Source organism: Variovorax rhizosphaerae (assembly GCF_037889975.1).
Lineage (GTDB): Bacteria > Pseudomonadota > Gammaproteobacteria > Burkholderiales > Burkholderiaceae_C > Variovorax > Variovorax rhizosphaerae.
Genome location: NZ_JBBKZT010000001.1, coordinates 756397 through 780548 on the forward strand (window position 1 = coordinate 756397; position 24152 = coordinate 780548).

A 24152-nucleotide genomic window follows, 5' to 3' on the forward strand; every position below is an offset into this window, starting at 1 on the left:
GTTCTGGATGGCGCGACAGGACAAAGCGGCCCGCGAAGTGGGCGTCCGAGGTTGCCGTGCCGGCGACCACGACCGGCAGCCGAATAACAGGTGACGCGTCGAGCAATGAGAGCGATGAGGCACCCATGCGTGTAATCGCGCCACAAATTGTTCAGAGGGCCAGCTACAAATTGCAGTACTGCAGGCCGCCGCCCGCCGGGCTGCCTTGAGTTTGAATGAGGGTAGCACCGACCCGCATAAAAGGCTATCGTGCGTGGGGAGTCGATTTTTCGAAAAACGCCGTTCGATGCCGTTGCCTTCGTGCGGTCTTTAAGTCCCTCTTCGAACCATTTGGAAGTTCAAAGTTGCTAATCAATAGCTCATCGCGCTTGCTGTAGCTTCGTGCGCTGTATTGAAAATTGCAACGTCGGACATTGAAGGCTTCGTACAAAAATTCAATAACATGATGATCGTCATAACTGAGCAGCCACTTGAATTCCACCGTCGAAAGTGTATTTGCCAGCTCTTTATGTTGTCCGAGTCTGTAGAAATGTCTGTACAAAGACTCTCCCTTCTTAAAGTAGGGGGGGTCAAGGTAGAAGAAGCAATCGGATCGGTTTGCCATTTTGGCCATCAATGCTATTGCATCGCCAAATTGAACGTCAACTTTCGAGGCGAGAGTTGAGAGAGTTAATATTCGAACAATAATGTCATCTTTATTTGTTCGGCACGATATGTCATAGACTGAAGATTGCTGCTTTCCGCCAATGGGCCCTGCGTTGAGAATGCCAGAAAAATTTGTGCGATTAAAAAATAATCCGGCTAAACCAAGAGCCACAAGATCTTGCGACATTGGGTTTGAAACTTTCAAATAATGCTGAAGAGAATGCCAAGTCTCCAAAGTTATGGGTAGTTCTTGGAATCTAGCAATTAGCTCCTCTGGTCGGCAGAAAACAGAATGCCAAAAGCCGAACAGCAATGGATCGCGCTCTAGAAGCAGAACGGACGGTGTCAAGCCGAAATCGAGCAAGCCCAAAGCTATGGCTGCACTTCCGGCATAAGGTTCCACCACATGAAGCCCCGTAAATCCTGACAGTTGAAATATTTCGGCGGCAACTGCAAGGAAATCGGATTTGCCGCCCGGGTAGCGAAGCGGACTGTGCATCATGCGGTTGCAGCCTTCAAAGAGTTGATTTGCTCAATCACCCATTCGCGTATTTCGGGGAGGTTGGCTTGCCGTTCAACCTGAACTGCCGACTCTGTCATTGAAAATTGCACGCCTTCATCTGTGAGCGCCGGCAAGCGCAAACGGTCAATAATAGTACCGTATCGAACCGTAATCGCGTCAATGCGTTCGCGCCGAGTGCCGAGGGAGTCGATTGGAGGAACTGCGTGCGGGATGAAAATATAGCCTTTCGCAACTGATGCGGGACATCTGGTAAACCAGTTTCGATGAAAATTGGCAATTGGCCGCCCTGCGAGCGGTTTACCCATCCAGTTGTCGCCTGACGCTACCTGACCTAGCATGTACTCTGTTCCGGCGGTGCGATCGCGCCTTGGACGCCAAGCAATAACATCTATTTCTTCATCCTTTGGAAAGTTCGAAACTCCGGGTGCCGGACGATCGACGACAATGCCTTCACCAAAGAGGCGATAAACTTCTCTTAGGCGTTGTAAAAATGGAGGATTATGATTGGGGCGTGGCCACCCAAAAGATATTGCATGGCCTCGAACTTCTCCTGCGGCAGCGACAGTTGAACAGGCTTGAAATAAGTCGCGGACATGGTTGTCGACCCTTGGGAGCCACGAACCATCTAACAGTTCGCGACCGTTCGAATAGGTCAGCAGCAAGCAAAATAGATAAACGAAACCGCCACTGCTTGCGGGCTCGATCACGCAAAGTCGATTGCGCGAGTCGATTTCAAACGGATAGGCGGCCCCAAGGGCTTCAATTCTTTCTCCGATCTCGCCTGTAATCGAATCCATGAAGACTTCATCGTCGGGGCCGCTAACCCCGCTTGAATCGGTGTATTCTTCTCGAATCAAAACTCCCTCGGGATCTGACTCCTCGATTTCACGCGATTTGTCCCAAAGCCGTTTTAGAGAGCCAAGGCGAAATTTTCCGTGCGAAGTTGTGAGAACTTTTAATTCAATCCAGTCGCAAATCAGTGATGGCGACGATGTAAAAGGTGGTGCGCTGAGTGCCATGTTATCGTTTGGTTTTTGCCCTTTTTTTGTCGCTCATGGTCTTTAAAGTGTCAGCACGTTGATATATTTCCTCGATAAGAATGTCGATGTCTTCGTCCCCTCCGGCATACTTCGCCATCAAATCCATGGCTCGGGAAAGTCTCAAATTTGCAACGATTAACGCGTCATGAAAAGCAGAGGCAGGCTCCTTCAGTTCGTCAAGTGCTTTTTCAAGTGGGGCTCTGTTTTGAAGGGCAAGTCGCGCGCGAGGATCGGCAATGGCAAGTCCAAGGTCTTTTAGATCCGGGTTTTGTGATTTTATAAGTGACGATCTAGCATCGCTTTGGGAGCCGTACATGTAGCTCAACACCTCGCCAAGATTGCCAAGATAGCTCTTCTTGATGGGCTTTGGATTTGGCTTATTTGACCAGCCTGCTGTCAAGCCCAGAAAGTCTTGGTACTGTTCTCTGCCTAGGGCTGTGTACAAGTGAGAAAACGCGAAGCGCCCCTTCGTAATTGCTCTATCTTCAATTGACCATTGCCCACTGTCTTTGGCTTGATCGAGAATCAGAATTGCGTAAATATATGCGCGCAGCGTGTTGTTGTTGTCGCCCATTTTTGCTGCAATGTCGTCGATGGTGAGCGTGCCGTTGGCGCTCTTATACCAATTTGTGACATATTTTGCTTTTGCGAATGCATCCCATCTTTGAGGGCCATTTATGTGCTTGAAACCAATAAATTCGCGAGCATCATCGGGTTGATGTACTCGATAAACTAGCACGCGCTTTATTGACTCCTTGACTTCAATTGAGATTGGCTGCGGTATTTTGATGCCCAGTTCTAGCGCCAAGCTTGGTTTTTGGATAAGCCGAATTGCCGCCAGGCGGCGATTCCCCTCCAATACTCTGTATGGGCCTCCATTTGGCCCGTGCACTATCAGAGGTTCAAGATTTAAGTATTTGTTGGTGCAAATGGAAAGAATTAATTCGTCCAGGGCCGCTATATCACTTAGGATCTCGATTACTTCACTCTCATTGGAGGCCTCATGGTCGTCTCCAGTCTGAAGTCGCGGATTTGCAAGATCGAGTTGAAGGGCATCAACAGCGCACAGCGTGGCGTCTTTAAAAGGTAGATCGATTTTCATTGACGCAGAACAAAGTTTTTAGCCGCCAAGTCGCCTGCCGCTGATCTTGGGTGGGAGTGGGAGAAGTCGCCTGTCGCGACGATCTCGACAAGCGGAGGAGGCCTTATTTTGCCTGCTTCATTCGTTGCTGGCCAGCGGAACATCCCCCTACTGATGTTGCTCCTCGCGCAACTTGGAGTGTGGCACCACAGTTGACTGGTGGTGATTTAGGGTGAACTTGGCCGATGCTCAAAAATTTCAAAAGCGCGTAGGCAAAAAAAGTGAATGCAGGTTCGAACGAAGACCAGAACTACGCAGACCCCAGTACCAGAAGTCCAACCCCCGGCGAGTTTGCCAGCGTGCCGTACAGCGCATGGGCCTCGATCCTAAGACGCTAGTTTCGTACGCGTGCTCGAACGACCATAGCCAGACATCCCGGCGCGCGGGCGAGGTCGAGTTCGATGGGAGGGGCAGCCCCTCATCGTTTTCGCAATGCGGAAAGACTTCTGCCGCCGCCAGACTGGCCGCGTAGAAGGGTATCGAAATCAAGCATTGCTGGAAGCCGATCGCGACCATCGCCTAAATATTGCCAGCCTCGCTCCAGGCCGTGGCGCAGTCGTGTGGTGCAGCTGGCGCATTCGTGCGGACAAGCGCACCCTGAGCGCGACCATCTAATTAAGGGCAAGCGGAAGCGCGGACGGCGTCGGCGATGCCGAGCACTCGCCTATCGACCACGGCCCTCCGCTGCTCCAGGCCCGTGTGCGCACAGGTCACCGATGAGCTCGCCGTCGCCCGCCGATATTACGGTCCCAAGCATCTTCTCAGCGACTTCTGAGACAACGATTCGACGCGCTGCTGTGCCAGCAAGGCATCCCTACCTTGTTGTGCGCAAACACCAACACCGACCATGTTTATTCTCAATACGCCCTCGCTGGTCTACGCTACACGCGGCATCCACTTCCTCGTGCAGCAAGTGCATGGCTTCGTGGCGTCGGCAGAATTGCTGATCGCCGCACGCAGCGCTCCCAAGGCCAAGGCCTCTTGAACCAATGATCGCCACGACGATGACACCGCAGCACATCGACTGCGCCTGGCTCCTGCAAGACCCCGGCGCGCAAGCCGCACAGGCCGACATGCGCATCGCCATCGGCGCCGATGGCCGTATCGCCTCGGTCGCGCCCATCGGTACCAAGGCACCCGGCGGGCGCTTGCTCGCACTGCCCGCGCTGTCCAACGCCCACGATCACGGCCGCACCTTCCGCAGCGCCACGCTCGGCGCCTTCGACAAGCCGCTTGAAAGCTGGATCCCCTTCCTCGGCACGGTGCCCGGACTCGACCCGTACATCTGCGCCGCCACATCCTTCGCGCGCTCGGTGCGGCATGGGGTGGCGAACCTCATGGTCCACTACACCGGCGTGCAGGGCGGCATGCCGTACGTCGACGAGGCCAGGCACGTTGCGCGTGCGGCCAAGGATGTGGGCGTGCGCATCGGCTTCGCCGTCTCCATCCGCGAGCGCAACGGCATCGCCTATGCCGACAACGCGGCCGTCCTGAAGGCCCTGCGACCCGGCATCCGCGACGCTGTCGCCGGCCGGCTTTCAGCCAGGTCCATCCCACCCGCGCAGTACCTCGAACAGGTCGACGACGTGGCGCGCATGCTGGAAGAGGGCGGCTACACCGACCACGTCACCGCGCAATACGGCCCGGCCGCGGTGCACTGGTGCAGCACGCCCTTGCTCGAAGCCATCGCACGCGCCTCTGCCGACACGGGCCGGCCGGTGCACATGCATTGCCTCGAAACCCCGTACCAGCGCGCCTGGGCCGACAAGCACCATCCGCAGGGCATGATCCGCTTCCTCAACGACATCGGCCTGCTCAGCCCCCGCCTCACCCTCGCCCATTGCGCCATGGCGCGCCCGGACGAACTCGCATTGCTCGCGGAACGCGGCGTCACCATCGCGGTCAACACCAGCTCCAACCTCTACCTGAAGTCCGGCATCGCCCCGGTGCCCGAGATGCTCCGCCAAGGCTGCCGCATCGCGATGGGGCTGGACAGCACCGGCTTCGACGAAGACGACGACGCCCTGTGCGAGATGCGCATCGCCTACCAGTTGCACCGCGGCTGGGGCTTCGAGCGCACGATGACGCGCGAGGAACTGTGGCGCTTTGCCGGCTGCAATGGCGCGCGCAGCGTCAGCGGCTCAGGCGCCATCGCCACTGGCCGCCTGACCGAGGGCGCGCCCGCCGACATCGTCGTGCTCGACTGGGACAAGCTCGACGACGACATGCTGTTCCCCGACGTCGACCCGCTCGACCTGCTGCTCGCCCGCGCCAACGGGACGCACATCGCGAAGGTGATCATCGGCGGAAGGACGGTGGTCGAGGCAGGGCGGGTGCAAGGCATCGACGAGCCGGCGCTGCGCGCCGAACTGATCGCCAGCGCCCGCGCCGCCCTCGCGGCAGACAGCCGCCACGCGGCCTGGCTCGATACCTTGCGTGCGTTGGCGGAAGATCTTGAACCGTTCTATCGCGACGGCATGGGCGACTGCTGTGCCTAGAGACTGTCCATCGGACGATGAAGCTGCGCCGACGACCAATGCTTGCAAGGGACGCCGGCTCGAATCGCCGGCTAGAGGGCAAGTTCCCGCATGAAGCTTGATATGGCACTGGCTGCTGCATCCGGACTCGATTGAAGCAGGCAATGTGGCGCTTCGATCTTCGCGGCCGCCACCGAAGGACACACCGCTTGAATGTGCGCAAGAGCGCTCTTCGGGATCAGCCGATCCTCTGAAGCCTGGAGGTAGATGCTGGGCACCCGGACCCTGGCCAGCAGCGCCGATGAATCCACGCACAAGACAGCTTGGAGCCGGGCGCGCAAGACCGCGGGACGAACTTGCTCCACTGCACGGGAGATCGCGCTGAGCAAAGCCGGGCTGCGGAACTTGCCGAGCAGCAAGTGGCTGAGCGCGAACGGCGGCATGTCCAGGAGGGGAATGAACGGAAGCAGCACACGTGCGCCCGCCAGGCCGGGACGCGGATTGCGAGCAAAGGTACAGCAGAGCACCAATCCCTTGAGCGAAGGCGGTGCCTCTGCCGCAAGCGCAATGGCAATGGGGCCGGAGAAAGACTCTCCGAACAGCACGTAAGGCTCATCCACAGGAAGTGCCTTGCGAACAAAGTCCTGGTGTTCGTCGTACCCGAGCACGACGTCTGTCGGATAGCGAACCACCTGCGTCCTCGTGCGGTCGCCAAACACCTTCAGGAACGGATCAAACAGTTCGCCTGTTCCTTCCAGCCCGGGAAGCAGCACCAGCGTCGCCATGGCCTTCCAACGTCAAAGATCGAACTCGTAATCCACCGTGATCGGCGCATGGTCGCTGAACTTGATCGTCTTGAAGATCGCCTCATGCCGCGCCAGCGCCGCGATCTTCGGCGTCGCCAGGTGGTAGTCCAGCCGCCACCCCACGTTCTTCGCATAGGCCTGCCCGCGGTTGCTCCACCACGTGTAGCACTCCTCCGTCGTGTCCGGCTTCAGCAGCCGGTACACGTCGACCAGCCCTGCGCCTTCCGCGCCCGCATCCAGCAGCCGCGTCATCCACGCACGCTCCTCCGGCAGGAAGCCGCTGTTCTTCTGGTTGCCCTTCCAGTTCTTCAGATCGGCCTGCTGGTGCGCGATGTTGATGTCGCCGCACAGCACGAACTCGCGCGTCTTCTTCAGCGCGATCAGATGCGGAAAGAACCCCTTCAGAAACCTGAACTTCGCAGCCTGCCGTTCCTCCCCCGATGACCCGCTCGGAAAGTAGCAGCTGATCACCGAGAACTTGCGCTTCGGCGTGTCGAAGCGCAGCTCCAGGTAGCGCCCCTCCGCATCGAACTCCTTGTCGCCCCAGCCAATTACCACGTCACTCGGCGCATGCTTCGAGTAGATCGCGGTACCTGCATAGCCCTTCTTCTCGGCGAAGTGGAAGTGCCCCTTCAACCCCGCCATCTCCTCGAAGCGCCCCTCGATGTCGCTCGCCTGGACCCGGATCTCCTGCATGCAAATACAATCCGGCGCCAGTTCGGCGACCCAGTCGGCGACGCCCTTGGTGGCGGCGGAACGCAGGCCGTTGAGGTTGAGGCTGGTCAGTTTGAACACGAAAAGGATTCCCGATATGGCTGATAAGGGTGGAGAAGATCTGGCCCAGCGCTTTGTGCAGTTCGCGCTCGATTCGGGCGTGTTGCGCTTCGGCGAGTTCAAGATCAAGTCGGGCCGCATGAGCCCGTATTTCTTCAACGCGGGCCTGTTCGACGACGGCCTCAAGCTGGCGCGGCTGGCCGAATTCTATGCAGAGCGGCTGCTCGCCAGCGGGCTCGAATTCGACATGATCTTCGGCCCCGCCTACAAGGGCATCCCGCTCGGCGCCACGGTCGCGGCGGAACTGGCGCGGCGCGGCCGCAACGTGCCCTTCGCCTACAACCGGAAGGAAGCCAAGGCCCACGGCGAAGGCGGCAGCCTCGTCGGCGCGCCGCTCAAGGGTCGGGTGCTGATCGTCGACGACGTGATGTCGGCCGGCACCGCGGTGCGCGAGTCCATCGCCATCATCGAGGCCGCCGGTGCCAAGCCCCATGCCGTGGCCATCGCGCTCGACCGGCAGGAGAAGGCCACCGAGAACGGCAAGGATGTCGACCACAGCGCCGTGCAATATGTACGGAACCAGCTCGGTCTGCAGGTCATGGCGATAGCAACCCTCGACGACTTGTTACATTACCTCTCGGGCCGCCCTGACAACTCTCTGGTCGCCCATCGCGAGGGAGTGTTGGCCTACAGGGAGCGCTACGGGGCGGTCTGAACGGCTGCATTGAAGGGGTCGCCATCATGCGCCTTGCCATTCTTGTTGCCGGACTGCCGTTGGCGCTCGGATGCGCCGCGTCCGCCGTGCAGGCGCAACCGGCCCAGCCGCCGACCAACGCCCCAGGCATCTTCAGCTGTGTCGATGCTTACGGCCGCACCATCACGTCGGACCGTCCCATTGCCGATTGCCTCGACCGCGAGCAGCGTGAGCTGACCCCCAGTGGCACCGTGCGCCGCCGCCTCGAGCCCAGCTACACCGCCAAGGAACAGGCCGAGCGTGAAGAGCGTGCGCGGCAGGCGCAGATCGCAGCGGCCAAGCAGACGGACGAACGCAGGCGCGAGCGCGCATTGCTCATGCGCTATCCCAACGACGCCACCCACGAGCGCGACCGTGCCGAGGCCCTTGGCCAGATCGACGCGGTGATCCAGTCCGCACGCAAGCGGCAAGGCGAACTCGCCGACGAAAGAAAGAAGATCGACGCCGAACTCGAGTTCTACCGCAACGACATCAGCCGGGCACCGCCCGCATTGCGCCGGCAGGTCGAGGAGAGCACCCAGAGCCTCGGGGTGCAGAACCGCTTCATCGGCGAACAGGAAGAAGAGAAGCGGCGCGTCAACCAACGCTTCGACGATGAGCGAACCCGGCTGAGGCAGCTCTGGGCGCCGGAAGTGACCCGGAAATAGCGGCGCCGCTGCGCTCTCCGGGTGTCCTCCATCTCTTCGGGAGAGGGAAGGGGTGAGGGCAAGCGACCTCGGATATGGCCGCTGTCTCTTGGGTCGATGTGGCTTTGCCATCTCGACTCGATCCCCCACGGGGGCGGGCTGGGCATGGCCCGGCCCTGGGGGCTTTGAGTCGATGGTGCCTTGCCGTCTCGACTCAATCCCTTTCGATCACCCCAGCTTCGCCTTCAGCAAGGCGTTGACCTGCGCCGGATTCGCCTTCCCCTGGCTCGCCTTCATGACCTGGCCGACCAGCGCATTGAAGGCCTTGTCCTTGCCGGCGCGGTATTCATCGATGTTCTTCTGGTTGGTGGTCAGCACGGCGTCGATGATCTTCTCCAACGCGCCCGTGTCGTTCATCGGCTTCAGGTCCTTCGCCGCGATGATCGCGTCGACATCGCTGCCTTCCCCGCTCCACAGCGCATCGAACACCACGCGCGCCGCGCTGTTGGGGATCGTGCCGTCGCTGATGCGTGCGATCAACTGGCCGAGTTGGGCAGCCTTCACCGGCGCGGCCTCGATGCCGATCTCCTGTGCGTTCAAGCGGCGTGCGATCTCACCGGTGATCCAGTTGCTGGCCAGCTTGGGCGTCGCGCCCTTGGCCACTGCCTCGTCGAAGTAGCGCGCCAGCGCCACGCTCTGCGTGAGTTGCGCCGCGTCGTACTCCGACAGCCCATGGTCGCGCACATAGCGCTCGGCCATCGCACGCGGCAACTCCGGCATATCGGCTTTCACGCGATCGATCCAATCCTGTGCGATCGCCAGCGGCGGCAGGTCCGGGTCGGGGAAGTAGCGGTAGTCGGCCGAATCTTCCTTGGCGCGCATGGCCCGCGTCTCGCCGGTGTCGGGGTCGAACAGCACCGTAGCCTGCTGGATCTTGCGACCGTCCTCGATCTCGCCGATCTGCCAGCGGATCTCGTAGTCGATGGCCTGCTGCATGAAGCGGAAGCTGTTCAGGTTCTTGATCTCGCGTCGCGTGCCCAGCGGCTCGCCCGGGCGCCGCACCGACACGTTGGCGTCGCAGCGGAAGCTGCCTTCCTGCATGTTGCCGTCGCAGATGCCGATCCAGGTCACGATCTTGTGCAGTTCCTTCGCATAGGCCACGGCCTCGGCGGTGGAGCGCATGTCGGGCTCGGTCACGATCTCCAGCAGCGGCGTGCCGGCGCGGTTCAGGTCGATGCCGGATTGGCCGATGAAGTTCTCGTGCAGCGACTTGCCCGCGTCTTCTTCGAGGTGGGCGCGCACCAGTCGCACCGACTTCAGTTCATCGCCCACGAAGAAGCTCACCGTGCCGCCTTGCACCACGGGGATCTCGAACTGGCTGATCTGGTAGCCCTTGGGCAGGTCGGGATAGAAATAGTTCTTGCGCGCGAACACGCTGCGCGGCGCGATGTGCGAGCCCAGCGCCAGGCCCAGCTTGATGGCACGCTCGACCGCGCCCTTGTTCATCACGGGCAGCGTGCCGGGCAGGGCCAGATCCACCGCGCAGGCCTGCGTGTTCGGCTCCGCGCCGAAGGCCGTGGAAGCACGGCTGAAGATCTTGCTCTCGGTCGAAAGCTGCGCGTGCGTCTCGAAGCCGATGATGACTTCGAAGCCCTGCACCAGCGGACCCGTGGGCCGGCCGGCTTGCGCCTGTTCGAAGGGGTTTGCGACAACGGTCTCTGTCATTTCTGTTGCTCCAACTCAATGTTCACTTGCGGGGTGCGCCGTCGTCCGGACGCTCGCGCACTGAAGTACGCCGTTGGCGTGATTTCGCCCGGGGCCGTCCCTCGAGCGAATGCCCGAGCGGCACATGGCCTCAGAAGCCCCCGGGCGTCCGCGTATGCCAGTCCGTCGCCTGCTGGAACCGATGCGCCGCATTCAGCAACTTCGCTTCGTTGAAGTAGTTGCCGATCAGTTGCAGACCCACCGGCATGTTGTTCTCGCCAAAGCCCGCAGGCAGGCACATGCCAGGCAATCCGGCCAGCGATCCCGGCAGCGTGAAGATGTCGGCCAGATAGTCGGCAACAGGATCGTCACCGTGCTCGCCAATCTTCCATGCGACGGTCGGGGCGGCCGGCCCCGCGATCACGTCGCATTCCTTGAAGGCCTGCTGGAAGTCGTCCGCGATCATGCGGCGCACCCTCTGTGCTCGCAGGTAGTAGGCGTCGTAGTAGCCATGGCTCAGCACGTAGGTGCCGATCATGATCCGACGCTTCACCTCGTCGCCGAAGCCTTCCTCGCGCGTCATCTCGTACATCTGCTCGAGCGCACTTTTCTTCGTATTCGAAGGATCGTAGAAGTCCTTGGCCCGGTGGCCGAACTTCACGCCATCGAAGCGGCTCAGGTTGCTGGAGGCTTCGGCCGCGGCAATGATGTAGTACACCGGGATCGAGAGTTCGGTGCGCGGCAAGGTGACAGCGACCCGCTTCGCGCCCAGCTTCTCGTACTCGCCCAATGCAGCATCGATCGCTGCGCGCACGCCGGGCGCCACGCCGTCGCCCAGGAACTCCTTCGGCACGCCGATGCGCAGGCCTTCCAGCGTGCCACTCAGGCTGCGCGAGAAGTCTTCAACGGGCCGGTCGATCGAAGTCGAATCGCGGTCGAGGTCCGGGCCGCACATGGCCGAGAGCAGCAGCGCGCAGTCTTCGGCCGAGCGGGCCATCGGCCCGGCCTGGTCGAGGCTCGACGCAAAGGCCACCATGCCGTAGCGCGAGGCGCGGCCATAGGTCGGCTTGATGCCGGTAACGCCGCAGAACGAGGCCGGCTGGCGGATCGAACCGCCGGTATCGGTGCCCGTCGCGGCCGGCGCGAGTCGCGCGGCGACCACGGCCGCACTGGCGCCCGACGAGCCACCCGGAATGCGCGAGCCGTCCCACGGATTGCGCACCGGCGCCGCCACATCGAAGCCCACGGCCGGCACCGCCACGTTCTCGTTCGACGATCCCATCGCGAACTCGTCGCAGCTCAGCTTGCCCAGCGTGACCGTGCCGGCCTCGGCCAGCTTGCGCACCACGGTCGCGTCGAAGGGCGAGCGATAGCCCGCGAGGATCTTCGAGCCGGCGGTGGTCGGGAAGTCGGTCGTGACGAAGATGTCCTTGTGCGCGATCGGCACGCCGGTCAGCGCAGGTGCGCCGCCGGCGGCCAGCTTCTCATCGGCCGCGCGGGCTTGCGCCAAGGTCACATCGGCGTCGAGCGCGACGAACGCGCCCAACGCGCCGTGCGCCCCGATGCGCCCCAAAAAGTGCTGCGCCGTTTCATTGGCCGACACTTCCCGCGCAGCCAGTGCCTTCGCGAGTTGGGCGACGCCCATCTGATGCAGGTCGGGGCGGCTCATTCGATCACCTTCGGCACCAGGAACAGGCCCGCTTCCACCGCCGGCGCGCTGCGCTGGTTCGCTTCGCGGCAATTCGGTTCGCTGGCGATGTCATCGCGCAATCGCAACGAGATGTCTTCAATGGCCGCCACGGGATGCGCCAAGGGCTCGACGCCGGTGGTGTCGACCGCCTGCATGCGCTCGACCAGCGCAAAGAAGCCGTTGATCTGGCCCAGCATGCGCGTGCTCTCCTCGCTGCCGAGCTGGAGCCGGGCGAGCGACGCGATGCGCGCGATATCGGAATCGGTAAGGGACATGGAAAGGTCTGGAATCGGGGAAGAAACGGACGCAATCGCACTTGCGGCAGGGGGTGCTGGCGCGCGAGGCGGAGGGGATCGGTTATTATCCTGCCTTTGCCGCAACCCCCGCGAACGCGCCGGCTTTTGCCGCAAAAACCTCTATTCATCCCCGTCAGTCGACCCACAGCTTAAAAGGCGACCGCATGCCGAAGCGTATGCCGTGCCACAAGGATTCCGCAAATGTTTGGAGTTTTCCGTCGATACTTCTCGACCGACCTTGCCATTGACCTCGGCACCGCCAACACCCTGATCTTCGCCCGCAACAAGGGCATCGTGCTGGACGAACCCTCGGTCGTGGCCATCCGGCACGAAGGCGGTCCGCACGGCAAGAAGGTGATCCAGGCGGTTGGCGCGGAAGCCAAGGCCATGCTCGGCAAGGTGCCCGGCAACATCGAGGCGATCCGCCCGATGAAAGACGGCGTGATCGCCGACTTCGTGATCACCGAGCAGATGATCAAGCAGTTCATCAAGATGGTGCACCCGCGCTCGCTGTTCACGCCGAGCCCGCGCATCATCATCTGCGTGCCCTGCGGCTCCACCCAGGTCGAGCGCCGCGCCATCAAGGACGCGGCCGAAGCAGCCGGCGCCACCTCCGTCTACCTCATCGAGGAACCCATGGCCGCGGCCATCGGCGCCGGCCTGCCGGTCAGCGAAGCCAGCGGCTCGATGGTCGTCGACATCGGCGGCGGCACGACCGAAGTCGGCGTGATCTCGCTCGGCGGCATGGTCTACAAGGGCTCGGTCCGCGTCGGCGGCGACCGCTTCGACGAGGCCATCATCAACTACATCCGCCGCAACTACGGCATGCTGATCGGCGAGCCGACGGCCGAAGTCATCAAGAAGAACATCGGCTCCGCGTTCCCGGGCTCCGAAGTCAAGGAAATGGAAGTCAAGGGCCGCAACCTCTCCGAAGGCGTGCCGCGCAGCTTCACCATCAGCAGCAACGAAGTGCTGGAAGCCCTGACCGATCCGCTCAACAACATCGTCTCGGCCGTTAAGAACGCGCTGGAACAGACTCCACCCGAACTCGGCGCCGACATCGCCGAGCGCGGCATGATGCTGACCGGCGGCGGCGCACTGCTGCGCGACCTGGACCGCCTGCTGGCGGAAGAAACCGGCCTGCCGGTGCTGGTGGCCGAGGACCCGCTGACCTGCGTCGTGCGCGGTTGCGGCATCGCGCTGGAACGCATGGACCGTCTCGGAAGCATCTTCACCTCCGACTTCTGACGGGCCACACTTGCGCGGTTGCGCGGCACTTCGTGTCCGCTTCGCCCAATCCTTCAACGGAGCGGAGCCGGCGGCCCGGCGAAGCCGGTTCCGAGGCATCGCACGAAAATTCCAGGTGTTTCTGGCGTAAAACCGCACCATGCCACTGGGCACCCTCGATCGCACTGCGCCGCCCCTCTTCAGCCAGGGGCCATCGGCGCTCAGCAAGCTGATTTTCTTCAGCGCGCTGTCGCTGTTCCTGATGGTGGCGGATGCGCGATTCCATATCGTGCAGCCGGTGCGCGCAGCCATCGGCGCGGTGCTGTATCCGGTGCAATGGGTGGCAATGAAGCCGGTGCAATTCGTGCTCGGCGGCACCCGCTACTTCGAAGACCTGCAGGTGGCCCAGCGCAGTGAGGCCGAGGCGCGCAAGTCGCTGGCGCTGCAGTCGGAGCGCGCCAGCCAGTCCGATGCCCTCGCGCAGGAAAACGCACGGTTGCGCTCCATGCTCGAATTGCGGGCCAGCACCACGACGCCGGGCCGTGTCGCCGAGGTGCTCTATGACGCTGCCGACCCCTACACCCGCAAGCTGATCCTCGACCAGGGCATGACGCAGGGCATCCTGCCCGGCTCGCCGGTGATCGACGAGCGCGGCGTGCTCGGGCAAATCACGCAGGTCCTGCCATTCACCAGCGAGGTCACACTGGTGACCGACCGCGACCTGGCCATCCCCGTGCAGAACGCCCGCACAGGTGCGCGCAGCGTGGCCTTCGGCGAGGCCAATGCCTACGGCGGCGGATTGGAACTGCGCTTCATGCAGGCCAACTCGGATGTGCAGGAAGGGGACCTCCTGACGACCAGTGGCGTGGACGGCGTCTACCCGGCGGGCTTGCCGGTCGGCAGGATCGACCGCATCGAGCGTCGCGCCGATTCGGCCTTCGCCCGCATCCATTGCGTGCCCGCCGGCGGCGTGGCGGCTGCGCGCTACGTGATGGTGCTGGTGCCGGCCAACCTCAACCTCCCGCCCAAGCCGGCGCCGGTCGTGGCGCCGCCGGTCGCCCCGGCGAAGAAGAAGGGCGACAAGCCAGCCAAGGGCGAGAAGGTGGACAAGGCGAACAAGGCAGCACCGGCGGCGCCTGGCGACAAGCCGGCCAAGCCCGCCCCTCCGCCCCAGCCCGACAAGGCGGACGTGGCCGCGGACAGGGCCGCGGACAAGGCAGCCGAAAAGGCCGACCGGAAAGAGAAAGGAGCCGCACGATGATCATGCGTCCTGGCCAGCAGCAGCTCCTGCTGCCCGTGAGCCCGCTCTTCATCTGGGGCAGCCTGCTGCTGGCCCTGCTGCTGAACATGCTGCCGCTCGGGCGCATCGCCTGGTTTCCCGATGTGCTGGCGCTCGTCATCGTGTTCTGGAGCGTGCACCAGCCCACGCGCATCGGCATCGGGGTGGCCTTCGTGTTCGGGCTTTTCATGGACGTGCACCAGTCCGCCATGCTGGGCCAGCATGCGCTCTCCTACACGGCGCTGAGTTTCTTCGCGATCATGATCCACCGGCGCCTGCTCTGGTACCCGATGATCTCCCAGGCGCTGCAGTTGCTGCCGCTGTTTGCGTTGTCGCACTTCGTTGAGCTCGGCATCCGCATGGTCGGTGGCGGCGTGTTTCCGGGATGGAACCTTACGCTCGCTCCGCTGATCGAAGCCGTGCTCTGGCCGTTCGTCAGCGCCTTGCTGCTCGCACCGCAGCGCCGAACGCCGGAGCCCGATGCCAACCGGCCCTTGTGATCACCATGCAGCGTGGTCGTCACCGCCGCGGCACGATTGCCATTGACACCCCACAAGCCTAAGCTCTCGGGCCTGTTCACACTACTAACGAAGTCGCGAAGACATGCCGAAGCGGACAAATCAAGGCGCACGACGCCGCGCGTGCATTGGCACACGCAAGGAGTGCAACGCGGAGTTGGCCGCTTCGGCATGCCTTCCCTTCGGGTTGGCCAGCCTTGGGGCCGTCTGCGGCGTTGCCCGCGCTTGCAAGGCGCCAGCCTTGCTGCGCGCGGGCGCCTTGCATCCAGCCCCAAGGCTGGCCAACGCGACCCCGTTAGTAGTGCGAACAGGCCCTGGCCCCCTCGATGACTGAAATCCGCAACGTCGCTGCCGACATCGCGCGCTTCAAGCGTCGCGTGGTTGTGATCGGCCTCGTCGTGCTGACGGCCTTCACCCTGCTGGGCCTGCGCCTGACTTACCTGCAGGTGGTGCGCCATGAAGACCTGGCCGAGCAGGCCGAGGCCAATCGCACCGCGGTCGTGCCGGTGGTGCCCAACCGGGGCCTGATTCTTGACCGCAACGGCATCGTGCTGGCTTCCAACTATTCGGCCTACACGCTGGAGATCACGCCCTCCAAGGTGGCCGACCTCGAAGAAACCATCGACGGCCTGGCGACCGTGATCGAAGTCGGGCCGCGCGACCGGCGGCGTTTCAAGCGGCTGCGCGAGGATTCCCGCAGCTTCGACTCCATCCCCATCCGCACCCGCCTGAGCGACGAGGAAGTGGCCCGCTTCGCCGCGCAGCGCTATCGCTTCCCGGGCGTCGAGATCAAGGCGCGCCTGTTCCGCAACTACCCGCACGGCGAAATCGCCAGCCACGTGCTCGGCTACATCGGCCGCATCAACCAGGCGGAAAAGGCCGCGATGGAGGAGTGGGACGACGAGGACTACGACAACTACCGTGGCACCGAGTACATCGGAAAGCTGGGTATCGAACAAAGCTACGAGAAGACCCTGCATGGCTTGACGGGTGTCGAGCAGATGGAAACTTCCGCCGGCGGGCGAGCGGTGCGCCGGCTCAACGGCCATCCGGCCACGCCCGGCAACACCGTGATGCTGTCGCTCGACATCAAGCTGCAGAAGATGGTCGAGGACATGTACGGCGAGCGCCGCGGCGCGATGGTGGCCCTCGACCCCAAGACCGGCCAGGTGCTGGCTTTCGTCAGCAAGCCCACTTTCGATCCCAACCTGTTTGTCGAGGGCATCGACAGCGAGAGCTGGAAAGAACTCAGCGGGTCCATCGACAAGCCGCTGCTCAACCGGGCGCTGCGCGGCACCTATCCGCCCGGCTCCACGTACAAGCCGTTCATGGCCATGGGTGCGCTGCAGACCGGCAAACGCGGGGCCAACGTGCAGGTCAACGACCCTGGCTTCTACAACTTTGCAGGCCACCGCTTCGGCAGCCCCGAAGGCAACATCGGCAACGTCGACATGCGCCGTTCGATCCAGCTGTCGAGCAACATCTACTACTACTCGCTGGCCAACGAGATGGGTGTGGACCTGATCCACGACTTCATGAAACCACTGGGCTTCGGCCAGATCACCGGCATCGACCTCGGCGGCGAGGTGCGCGGTGTGCTGCCCAGCACGGAATGGAAGCGCAACGCCTACAAGCGCCCCGAGATGAAGAAGTGGTACGCCGGCGAGACCATCTCCCTGGGCATCGGGCAGGGCTACAACAGCTTCACGATGTTGCAACTCGCGCAGGCCACGGCCATCATTGCCGACGCCGGCCGCAAGCACCAGCCGCACCTGGTCGTGGCCACGCGCGACACCGTCTCCGGCAAGACCACGCCCGTCGAACCGCCGCCGACCATCGACCTCCGCTTCTCGCCGGCCAACGTGGCCGTGGTGCGGGAAGGCCTGCAGGCCGTGATCACCGCCGGCACGGCGCGCGCCGTGTTCGTCGGCGCTGGCTACGTCGCCGCCGGCAAGACCGGGACGGCCCAGGCTGTGGGGCAAGCGCAGAACACCAAGTACAACGCCAAGGCACTGGAGGAACACCAGCGCGACCATGCACTGTTCGTGGCCTTCGCGCCGGCCAATGACCCGAAGATTGCCGTCGCGGTGATCGTGGAGAACGCGGGCTGGGGTGCTGGCGCTGCGGCGCCGATCGCGCGGCGCGTGTTCGACTACTGGTTGCTCGGGCAGTATCCGAGCGAGGCCGACATGGCGGCCATCAAGGTGGGCAAGGCCTCCGCCCCCATCGGCAAGCCGCGGCTGGCGAGTGAGGCTGCGTGGCCTGCGGCGGTGGCGCCGGCCGGTGCCACCGCAGGCGAATCGACCGCTTCGCCGTGAAATGAACCCACCCCCGAATGCGCCTGCGGCGCCCGCGCGGCCGCCAGGGGCGGCTGCTCTTGCGGGCCGTCCAAGCCTGCGCAGGCAGGCTTGGAGCCGCGGCCCTCAGCCCCTCAAGGGGCGCACCCAAGGGCCCGGCAAAGCCGGTTCCGTGGTTGCCCACGAACTGGCAACGTCGCCCCGGTTTCGTGCGTCGCGGAAGACGCGCCAGCGTCATGGAGAACTGTTATGACTTTGCAGTCAAGCGCAGATCAAGGCCGAGAGGCGCAGACCGCGCCATAGCATGGCGCCGCGGCGATCCACTGCACTGTGCGTTGGATTGCGAAGTCGCATGAGGCTGCATTTGAGGCTCCCAGCCTTGGCCTTGCGTTGCAGGTTTCTTCCATGGGCGACCCACCGCTCGCCCCTTGCAGGCAGGAAGGCGGTTTGCCGGCAGGCTTACCACTCCCCCGTTTCGCGCACACGCTGATCCAGGTCCAGATGCGCAAGTTGGTCTTGCCGGCGTTGTGCTTTGACGCGATTGCGCCGAGCCGACAACACGTCGAATCGGCGTGCCACGGCGGCTGCCAGTGGCGTACGTTGTTGAGCCGTTGCTGGCGTGTGGACTGTGCTTGGATGAGTGCGCATTCTTTTGATCCCTTCGAACTCCTTTGATGATCGTTCCAGTGCGAACGCCAAGGGGAAAAAAGTTCGTGAAGTGTTTGGGGTTTCCCGCTGTTATCCGTGGCTCGCAAGCTGTATAGGGTGCTGTCGCAAAGCATCGCTCGCTGCTATCGCAGGAACGCGTCATAGCCCGTCTTCAGGATCAGTGCACTCACCACCACGATGAACACGCCGCGCACGAAGCCCGCGCCGTGCTTCAGCGCGACACGCGTGCCGAGCACGCTGCCGATCACGTTGGCCACGGCCATCACCAGGCCGTACTGCCACCAGACATGTCCCTTGGCCGCGAGCAGCATCAGCGCCGCAAGGTTGGTGGCGACGTTGATGCACTTGGCCGAGGCGGAGGCATTGAGAAAGTCGTAGCCGAGCCAGCGCACGAACAGGAATACCAGGAAGCTGCCCGCGCCAGGGCCGAAGAACCCGTCGTACAGCCCGATCAGCAGGCCGATCGCGCAGGCGGCCATGACCTCGTGCTGGCCGACGAAGCGCGGCACATGGTGGCGCCCCATGTCCTTGCGCGCCAGCGTGTATCCCAGGACCGCCAGCAGGATGAAGGGCAGGGCACGCCGCAGGAATTCGCCCGGGAACACCGTGACCGCCCAGGCGCCGAGCAAGGAGCCGGCAAAGCCGACCATGGCGGCTGGCAGCAGCGATGCCCATTGAAGCTGGACTTTTCGGCTGAACTGGGCCGCTGCCGCCGCTGTGCCCCAGACCGAGGCGCTCTTGTTGGTGCCCAGCAACGTCGCGGGTGGTGCGCCCGGAAACGTGGCGAACAGCGCGGGCACCAGGATAAGTCCGCCGCCGCCCACGATCGAATCGACAAACCCCCCGAGAAGAGAGGCTCCCGTGACCACCAGCATTTCCATGGCGGGCATTGTCGCACCGGGGGCGTGCTATCAAGTTGATAGCGGAAGAGCCCCGGTTCCACAGGCTTCGAACCCGTTGAGGCATAAAAAAAGCGCCGACTGGCGGCGCTTTGTCAAGGTGCGGCATCCGGTGTCATGCACGGAGGCCTTTTTAGTTCGTTGTACTTGGTCGCGAAGGTTTGTCTCCTCGGCCCCGCCCAGCGGGCGTGGCCCGTTGCGAGTGGCAAGACTGTAGCGGCAGCACCGCGAGAGTGCATTGGGGGATACCCGTTGCTCTTGGGCAACGTCAGCTCTAAGTCCGTATCGGCGGTATTCAAATGTTATCCAATTGATTCGAAAAGTCAGCCCAACTGGTGCAAATTGGACGGGGGCGTAGTTCTTTCTCGATGCCCCGATGCCCCGATGATTCGAAGTTGCGCTCCATGGCGCGGGGCGCTTGTTCAGGCAGCCGCGCGAATCCACGCGGCTGCCTTCTCCGCCATCATCAAGGTGGGGCTGTTGGTGTTGCCACTGGTGATGGTCGGCATGGCCCCGGCATCGACCACGCGCAGTCCGGCGATGAAGCCGCCGCGGCCATCGCGCACCCGCAGGCGCGCGTCGAGCACCGCCATTGGATCGCCGTCGGCGCCCATCCTGGTGGTGCCGACCGGGTGGAAGATCGTGGTGGCGATGTCGCCCGCGAGCCGGGCCAGTTCGTCGTCGCTCTGGTACTGGATGCCCGGCTTCCATTCCTGCGGCTTGTATTTGGCCAGTGCCGGCTGCGCCACGATGTTGCGCGTGACGCGCAGCGAATCGGCGGCGACCTTGCGGTCTTCCTCGGTGCTCAGGTAGTTGGGCGCGATGGCCGGGGCGTCCTGCCAGCGTGGCGTCTTGATGCGCACGGTGCCGCGGCTCGTCGGGTTGAGGTTGCATACGCTGGCAGTGAAGGCCGGGAACGCATGCAAGGGCTCGCCGAACGCGTCGAGCGACAGCGGCTGCACGTGGTATTCGAGGTTCGGCCATTCGTAGGCGGGCGAACTGCGCGTGAAGGCGCCGAGCTGCGAGGGCGCCATGCTCATCGGGCCGCTGCGCTTCATGAGGTATTCGAGGCCGATCTTCGCCTTGCCGAACATCGACGAGGCCAGCACATTGAGCGTGGGCGCGCCGTCGATCTTGAACACCGCGCGGATCTGCAGGTGGTCCTGCAGGTTGGCGCCGACGCCGGGCAGGTCGGCCACCACCGGGATGTCGTGCTGCTGCAGCAGGTCCGCCGGGCCGATGCCGGAGAGTTGCAGGAGTTGCGGCGAGCCGATGCTGCCGCCGCACAGCAGCACTTCCTGCGTGGCATGCGCGGTGACCATCTGCTGGCCGTCCCACACCTGCACGCCGGTACAACGCTGGCTGCCGTCGGGCTGGGTCTCGACGATGAGCTTCGTGACGTGGGCGTTGACCCACATCTCGAAATTGAGTCGGCCGTAGCAGGTCGGGCGCAGGAAGGCCTTGGCCGTGTTCCAGCGCCAGCCGTCCTTCTGGTTGACCTGGAAGTAGCCGACGCCTTCGTTGCTGCCACGGTTGAAGTCGGTGGAGTGGGGTATGCCCGCTTGCTGCGCTGCCTGCGCGAAGGCGTCGAGGATGTCCCAGCGCAGTCGTTGCTTCTCGACGCGCCATTCGCCGCCGGCGCCATGCAGGTCGTCGGCACCGAGGTAGTAGTCCTCATGCTTCTTGAAGGCGGGCAGCACCTGGTCCCACCGCCATTGGTCGCTGCCGGTGAGGGCGGCCCACTGGTCGTAGTCGCGCGATTGGCCGCGCATGTAGATCATGCCGTTGATGCTGGAGCAGCCACCCAGCGTCTTGCCACGTGGATAGCGCAGGCTGCGCCCGTTGAGGCCGGCGTCGGGCTCGGTGTTGTAGAGCCAGTCGGTGCGCGGGTTGCCGATGCAATAAAGGTAGCCGACCGGGATGTGAATCCAGTGGTAGTCGTCCTTGCGGCCGGCCTCGATGAGCAGCGTGCGCTTCTGCGATTGCTGCGTGAGGCGGTTGCACAGCAGCGCGCCGGCGGTGCCGCCGCCGATGACGATGTAGTCGAAAGTGGTGTCGCTCAACGCGTTGTCTCCAGGGTCAGGAAAAAGCCCGGGACGGTGGACCGTGCCTCGGGCTGTGCGGTGAGCTTACTTCGCCGTCGGCATCACGAACTCCGCGCCCTTGCCGATGCTCTCCGGCCAGCGCTGCATGACCGACTTCTGCTTGGTATAGAAGCGCACGCCTTCCTCGCCGTAGGCATGCATGTCGCCGAACAGCGAGCGCTTCCAGCCGCCGAAGCCGTGCCAGGCCATGGGCACCGGGATCGGCACGTTGATGCCGACCATGCCGACCTGGATGCGGCGGCTGAATTCGCGCGCCACGTTGCCGTCACGGGTGAAGCAGCTCACGCCGTTGCCGAACTCGTGGTCGTTGATGAGGTCCACCGCTTCCGCCAGGTCGTGCGCGCGCACGCAGCCGAGCACCGGGCCGAAGATTTCTTCCTTGTAGATGCGCATGTCCGGCGTGACGTGGTCGAACAGCGTGCCGCCCATCCAGAAGCCATCGTCGCAGCCGTCACCGGCCTTCTTTGCGTCGAAGCCGCGGCCGTCGACCAGCAGCTTGGCGCCTTCCTGCTCGCCAAGCGCGATGTAGCCGGTGATGCGCTCATGCGCGGCCTTGGTGACGATCGGGCCCATCTCGGCGGCGAGGTTTTCGCCGTCGAGCACCTTGAGGGTGTTCGTGCGCTCGATCAGCTTGGGCAGCAGGCGATCGGCCACGTCGCCGACCAGCACTGCGACCGAAATCGCCATGCAGCGTTCGCCGGCCGAGCCATAGGCGGAGCCGATCAGCGCGTCGACAGCCTGATCGATGTCGGCATCGGGCATCACGACCATGTGGTTCTTCGCGCCGCCGAGCGCCTGCACGCGCTTTCCGTGGCGCGCGCCGGTCTCGTAGATGTAATTGGCGATCGGCGTGGAGCCCACGAAGCTGATGGCCTTGACGTCCGGGTGCTCCAGCAGCGCATCGACCGCGACCTTGTCGCCCTGGACGACGTTGAACACGCCGTCGGGCAGGCCGGCTTCCTTCAGAAGTTCGGCGATGCGAAGTGAGGGGCTCGGGTCGGTCGGGCTGGGCTTGAGGATGAAGCAGTTGCCGGCGGCGATGGCGACTGGGAACATCCACATGGGCACCATCACCGGGAAGTTGAAGGGCGTGATGCCGGCCACGACGCCGAGCGGCTGGCGCAGCGTCCAGTTGTCGATGCCGGTGCTGACCTGGTCGGTGAAATCGCCCTTCAGGAGCTGCGGGATTCCGCAGGCGAATTCGACGATGTCGATGCCACGTGTGACCTCGCCCTGCGCGTCGGTGAAGACCTTGCCATGCTCGGCGGTGATCAGATGGGCCAGCTCGTCCTTGTGAATGTTCAGCAGTTCGAGGAACTTGAACAGCACGCGCGCGCGGCGGATCGGCGGCGTGTCGGCCCAGGCGGGGAAGGCGGCCTTGGCGGCGGCGACGGCGGCATCGACATCCGCCGCACCGGCCAGGCCGGCAGCACCCGTCACCGAACCGGTGGCCGGGTTGGTCACGTCCTGCACGCGGCCCGAGGTGTTGGCGACCATGCGGCCGTTGATGAAGTGGTCGATCGGCGTCTTGATGATTTGCATGGCGGTGTCTCTCGTCGTGGCGATGAAGTGCTGGGCAGTGTAGGCACGCGATGGACCTGCGCCAAGCCACGAGAAGCTGAATTGATTGTTCGCCATGGTGAACAATGCAGGCATGGCGCAACAAAAGATCGAGTCGCTTTGGATGCACCTGCACTGGCTCACGGTGCTGGCCCAGCAAGGCAGCTACACGGCGGCGGCGCGGCGGCTGGGCGTGAGCAAGGCGGCGATGAGCCAGCGCATTGCCGAACTGGAGCGCGCGGCTGGCGTGCCGTTGGTGCAGCGGACCACGCGCAGCGTGCGGCTCACCGAGGCAGGCCAGCACCTGGTGGAGGACATGCGCCAGCCCTTCGAGGACATCGCGCACAGCTTTGCGGGCGTGCGCGACCTGGCGGGCGTGCCGCGCGGCCTGGTGCGTGTCACGGCGCCGGTCGCCTTTGCGCGGCAACAACTGGTGCCGCGGCTGGCCGACTTCCTGCGTGCGCAACCGGAGGTGCGCATCGAACTCGACCTGTCGGACCGCCTCAGCTCGCTGGCGATGGAGGGCTTCGACCTCGCGATCCGCCACACCGCCGCGCCACCGGACACGCACGTCGCCTGGACGCTGTGCGAGACGCGCTCGGTGCTCGCAGCAAGTCGCGCCTACCTGCGCCGCCGCGGCAATCCCGAGTCGCCGCAGGACCTCGCGGGCCACGATTGCCTGCACTACCCGCGTGCGCAGGACACGCCGGCCTGGCACCTCGAGGCGCGAGCCGCGTCACGGTCCGCAGGTGCGTCGCCACGAATCACCGTACCGGTCATGGGCCCTTTCGCCGCCAACAACAGCGAGGCGCTGCGCGATGCCGCCATCGCCGGCTTGGGCATTGCACTGCTGCCGGACTTCAGCGCCCAGGCGGCGCTGCAATCGGGCAAGCTCGTCGAAGTGCTGCCGCAGTGGCAACCGGTGGGCGCCTTCGGTGACCGGCTCTATGCGATCCGCCCCTATGCCACCCATGTGCCGCGTGCCGTGGCGGCCTTCGTTGCGTGGCTGCGCGAGACGCTGGCGAGTGGCTTCAGTGAAGGCCCCAAGGTGGGGGTCGTTCCCGTGTCGCGCGCGCAGCCCCTGCGGTTACGATGATGCGAGCCTTGAAACACCTTCCCATC

20 protein-coding genes are annotated in these 24152 nt (G+C 63.6%); 9 read left to right on the forward strand and 11 right to left on the reverse strand.

The window, feature by feature from the left end; genetic code table 11:
* Positions 1–244 precede the first annotated feature (244 nt).
* Genes WKW82_RS03365 through WKW82_RS03375 form a run of 3 tightly spaced genes read right to left on the reverse strand, consistent with a single transcriptional unit; the run spans position 245 to position 3310 of the window.
* Positions 245–1147 carry a DNA adenine methylase gene (locus WKW82_RS03365; RefSeq protein WP_340340822.1) on the reverse strand — a complete coding sequence of 301 codons (903 nt, stop codon included), beginning with the start codon at positions 1145–1147 and terminating at the stop codon, positions 245–247.
* Entirely contained in the window at positions 1144–2187 is a 1044-nt protein-coding gene (locus WKW82_RS03370; protein ID WP_340340823.1) for a hypothetical protein, read from the reverse strand. The genes WKW82_RS03365 and WKW82_RS03370 overlap by 4 nt, the downstream gene beginning before the upstream one ends.
* Position 2188: 1 nt before the next feature.
* Positions 2189–3310, reverse strand: a complete 1122-nt coding sequence (locus tag WKW82_RS03375) for a ParB/Srx family N-terminal domain-containing protein (RefSeq protein WP_340340824.1) — start codon at positions 3308–3310, stop codon at positions 2189–2191.
* 886 nt (positions 3311–4196) lie between these two features.
* Between WKW82_RS03375 and WKW82_RS03380 the strand changes: the two genes are divergently transcribed.
* Together WKW82_RS03380 and WKW82_RS03385 are read left to right on the forward strand one after the other, a co-directional pair.
* Positions 4197–4334 (forward strand): hypothetical protein, encoded by a 138-nt coding sequence (locus WKW82_RS03380; RefSeq protein ID WP_340340825.1) that lies wholly within the window; start codon positions 4197–4199, stop codon positions 4332–4334.
* A 4-nt stretch (positions 4335–4338) separates the two neighbouring features.
* Positions 4339–5847 carry an amidohydrolase family protein gene (locus tag WKW82_RS03385; RefSeq protein WP_340340826.1) on the forward strand — a complete coding sequence of 503 codons (1509 nt, stop codon included), beginning with the start codon at positions 4339–4341 and terminating at the stop codon, positions 5845–5847.
* Positions 5848–5918: 71 nt separating this feature from the next.
* On the opposite strand, the gene WKW82_RS03390 is transcribed toward WKW82_RS03385, so the two are convergent.
* Both WKW82_RS03390 and WKW82_RS03395 read right to left on the reverse strand, forming a co-directional pair.
* On the reverse strand, positions 5919–6611 hold the full coding sequence (locus WKW82_RS03390; RefSeq protein ID WP_340340827.1) for an alpha/beta fold hydrolase: 693 nt from the start codon (positions 6609–6611) through the stop codon (positions 5919–5921).
* Between the two features lie 12 nt (positions 6612–6623).
* The gene (locus tag WKW82_RS03395) at positions 6624–7427 is read right to left on the reverse strand and encodes an exodeoxyribonuclease III (RefSeq protein WP_340340828.1); all 804 of its coding nucleotides are present in this window, start codon (positions 7425–7427) and stop codon (positions 6624–6626) included.
* A gap of 16 nt (positions 7428–7443) precedes the next feature.
* Between WKW82_RS03395 and pyrE the strand changes: the two genes are divergently transcribed.
* Both pyrE and WKW82_RS03405 read left to right on the forward strand, forming a co-directional pair.
* A complete protein-coding gene (gene pyrE, locus WKW82_RS03400; RefSeq protein WP_340340933.1) occupies positions 7444–8121 on the forward strand; it encodes an orotate phosphoribosyltransferase in 678 nt (225 codons plus the stop codon).
* A gap of 26 nt (positions 8122–8147) precedes the next feature.
* Complete coding sequence (locus WKW82_RS03405) at positions 8148–8807, forward strand: DUF4124 domain-containing protein (protein ID WP_340340829.1); 660 nt, start codon at positions 8148–8150, stop codon at positions 8805–8807.
* A gap of 207 nt (positions 8808–9014) precedes the next feature.
* Here WKW82_RS03405 and gatB read toward each other — a convergent pair whose 3' ends face one another.
* From gatB to gatC, 3 genes are all read right to left on the reverse strand, one after another.
* On the reverse strand, positions 9015–10511 hold the full coding sequence (gatB, locus tag WKW82_RS03410; RefSeq protein WP_340340830.1) for an Asp-tRNA(Asn)/Glu-tRNA(Gln) amidotransferase subunit GatB: 1497 nt from the start codon (positions 10509–10511) through the stop codon (positions 9015–9017).
* A gap of 130 nt (positions 10512–10641) precedes the next feature.
* Complete coding sequence (gene gatA / locus WKW82_RS03415; RefSeq protein WP_340340831.1) at positions 10642–12159, reverse strand: Asp-tRNA(Asn)/Glu-tRNA(Gln) amidotransferase subunit GatA; 1518 nt, start codon at positions 12157–12159, stop codon at positions 10642–10644.
* On the reverse strand, positions 12156–12455 hold the full coding sequence (gene gatC, locus WKW82_RS03420; protein WP_340340832.1) for an Asp-tRNA(Asn)/Glu-tRNA(Gln) amidotransferase subunit GatC: 300 nt from the start codon (positions 12453–12455) through the stop codon (positions 12156–12158). The genes gatA and gatC overlap by 4 nt, the downstream gene beginning before the upstream one ends.
* Positions 12456–12677: 222 nt before the next feature.
* On the opposite strand from gatC, the gene WKW82_RS03425 reads away from it, so the two are divergent.
* From WKW82_RS03425 to mrdA, 4 genes are all read left to right on the forward strand, one after another.
* Positions 12678–13724, forward strand: a complete 1047-nt coding sequence (locus WKW82_RS03425; RefSeq protein ID WP_340340833.1) for a rod shape-determining protein — start codon at positions 12678–12680, stop codon at positions 13722–13724.
* 139 nt (positions 13725–13863) lie between these two features.
* Entirely contained in the window at positions 13864–14964 is a 1101-nt protein-coding gene (gene mreC, locus WKW82_RS03430; RefSeq protein WP_340340834.1) for a rod shape-determining protein MreC, read from the forward strand.
* Entirely contained in the window at positions 14961–15482 is a 522-nt protein-coding gene (mreD, locus tag WKW82_RS03435) for a rod shape-determining protein MreD (protein ID WP_340340835.1), read from the forward strand. The genes mreC and mreD overlap by 4 nt, the downstream gene beginning before the upstream one ends.
* A gap of 344 nt (positions 15483–15826) precedes the next feature.
* Positions 15827–17818, forward strand: a complete 1992-nt coding sequence (gene mrdA / locus WKW82_RS03440) for a penicillin-binding protein 2 (protein ID WP_340340836.1) — start codon at positions 15827–15829, stop codon at positions 17816–17818.
* 770 nt (positions 17819–18588) lie between these two features.
* Here the strand turns inward: mrdA and WKW82_RS03445 are convergent.
* From WKW82_RS03445 to WKW82_RS03455, 3 genes are all read right to left on the reverse strand, one after another.
* Positions 18589–19347 (reverse strand): sulfite exporter TauE/SafE family protein, encoded by a 759-nt coding sequence (locus tag WKW82_RS03445; protein ID WP_340340934.1) that lies wholly within the window; start codon positions 19345–19347, stop codon positions 18589–18591.
* Between the two features lie 440 nt (positions 19348–19787).
* A complete protein-coding gene (locus WKW82_RS03450; RefSeq protein ID WP_340340837.1) occupies positions 19788–21428 on the reverse strand; it encodes a GMC family oxidoreductase in 1641 nt (546 codons plus the stop codon).
* 66 nt (positions 21429–21494) lie between these two features.
* Positions 21495–23012, reverse strand: a complete 1518-nt coding sequence (locus tag WKW82_RS03455) for a CoA-acylating methylmalonate-semialdehyde dehydrogenase (protein WP_340340838.1) — start codon at positions 23010–23012, stop codon at positions 21495–21497.
* A gap of 112 nt (positions 23013–23124) precedes the next feature.
* Here WKW82_RS03455 and WKW82_RS03460 point away from each other — a divergent pair, with 112 nt between their 5' ends.
* Positions 23125–24126: a LysR family transcriptional regulator gene (locus tag WKW82_RS03460; protein WP_340340935.1), complete on the forward strand. Its 1002-nt coding sequence runs from the start codon at positions 23125–23127 to the stop codon at positions 24124–24126.
* Positions 24127–24152 lie beyond the last annotated feature (26 nt).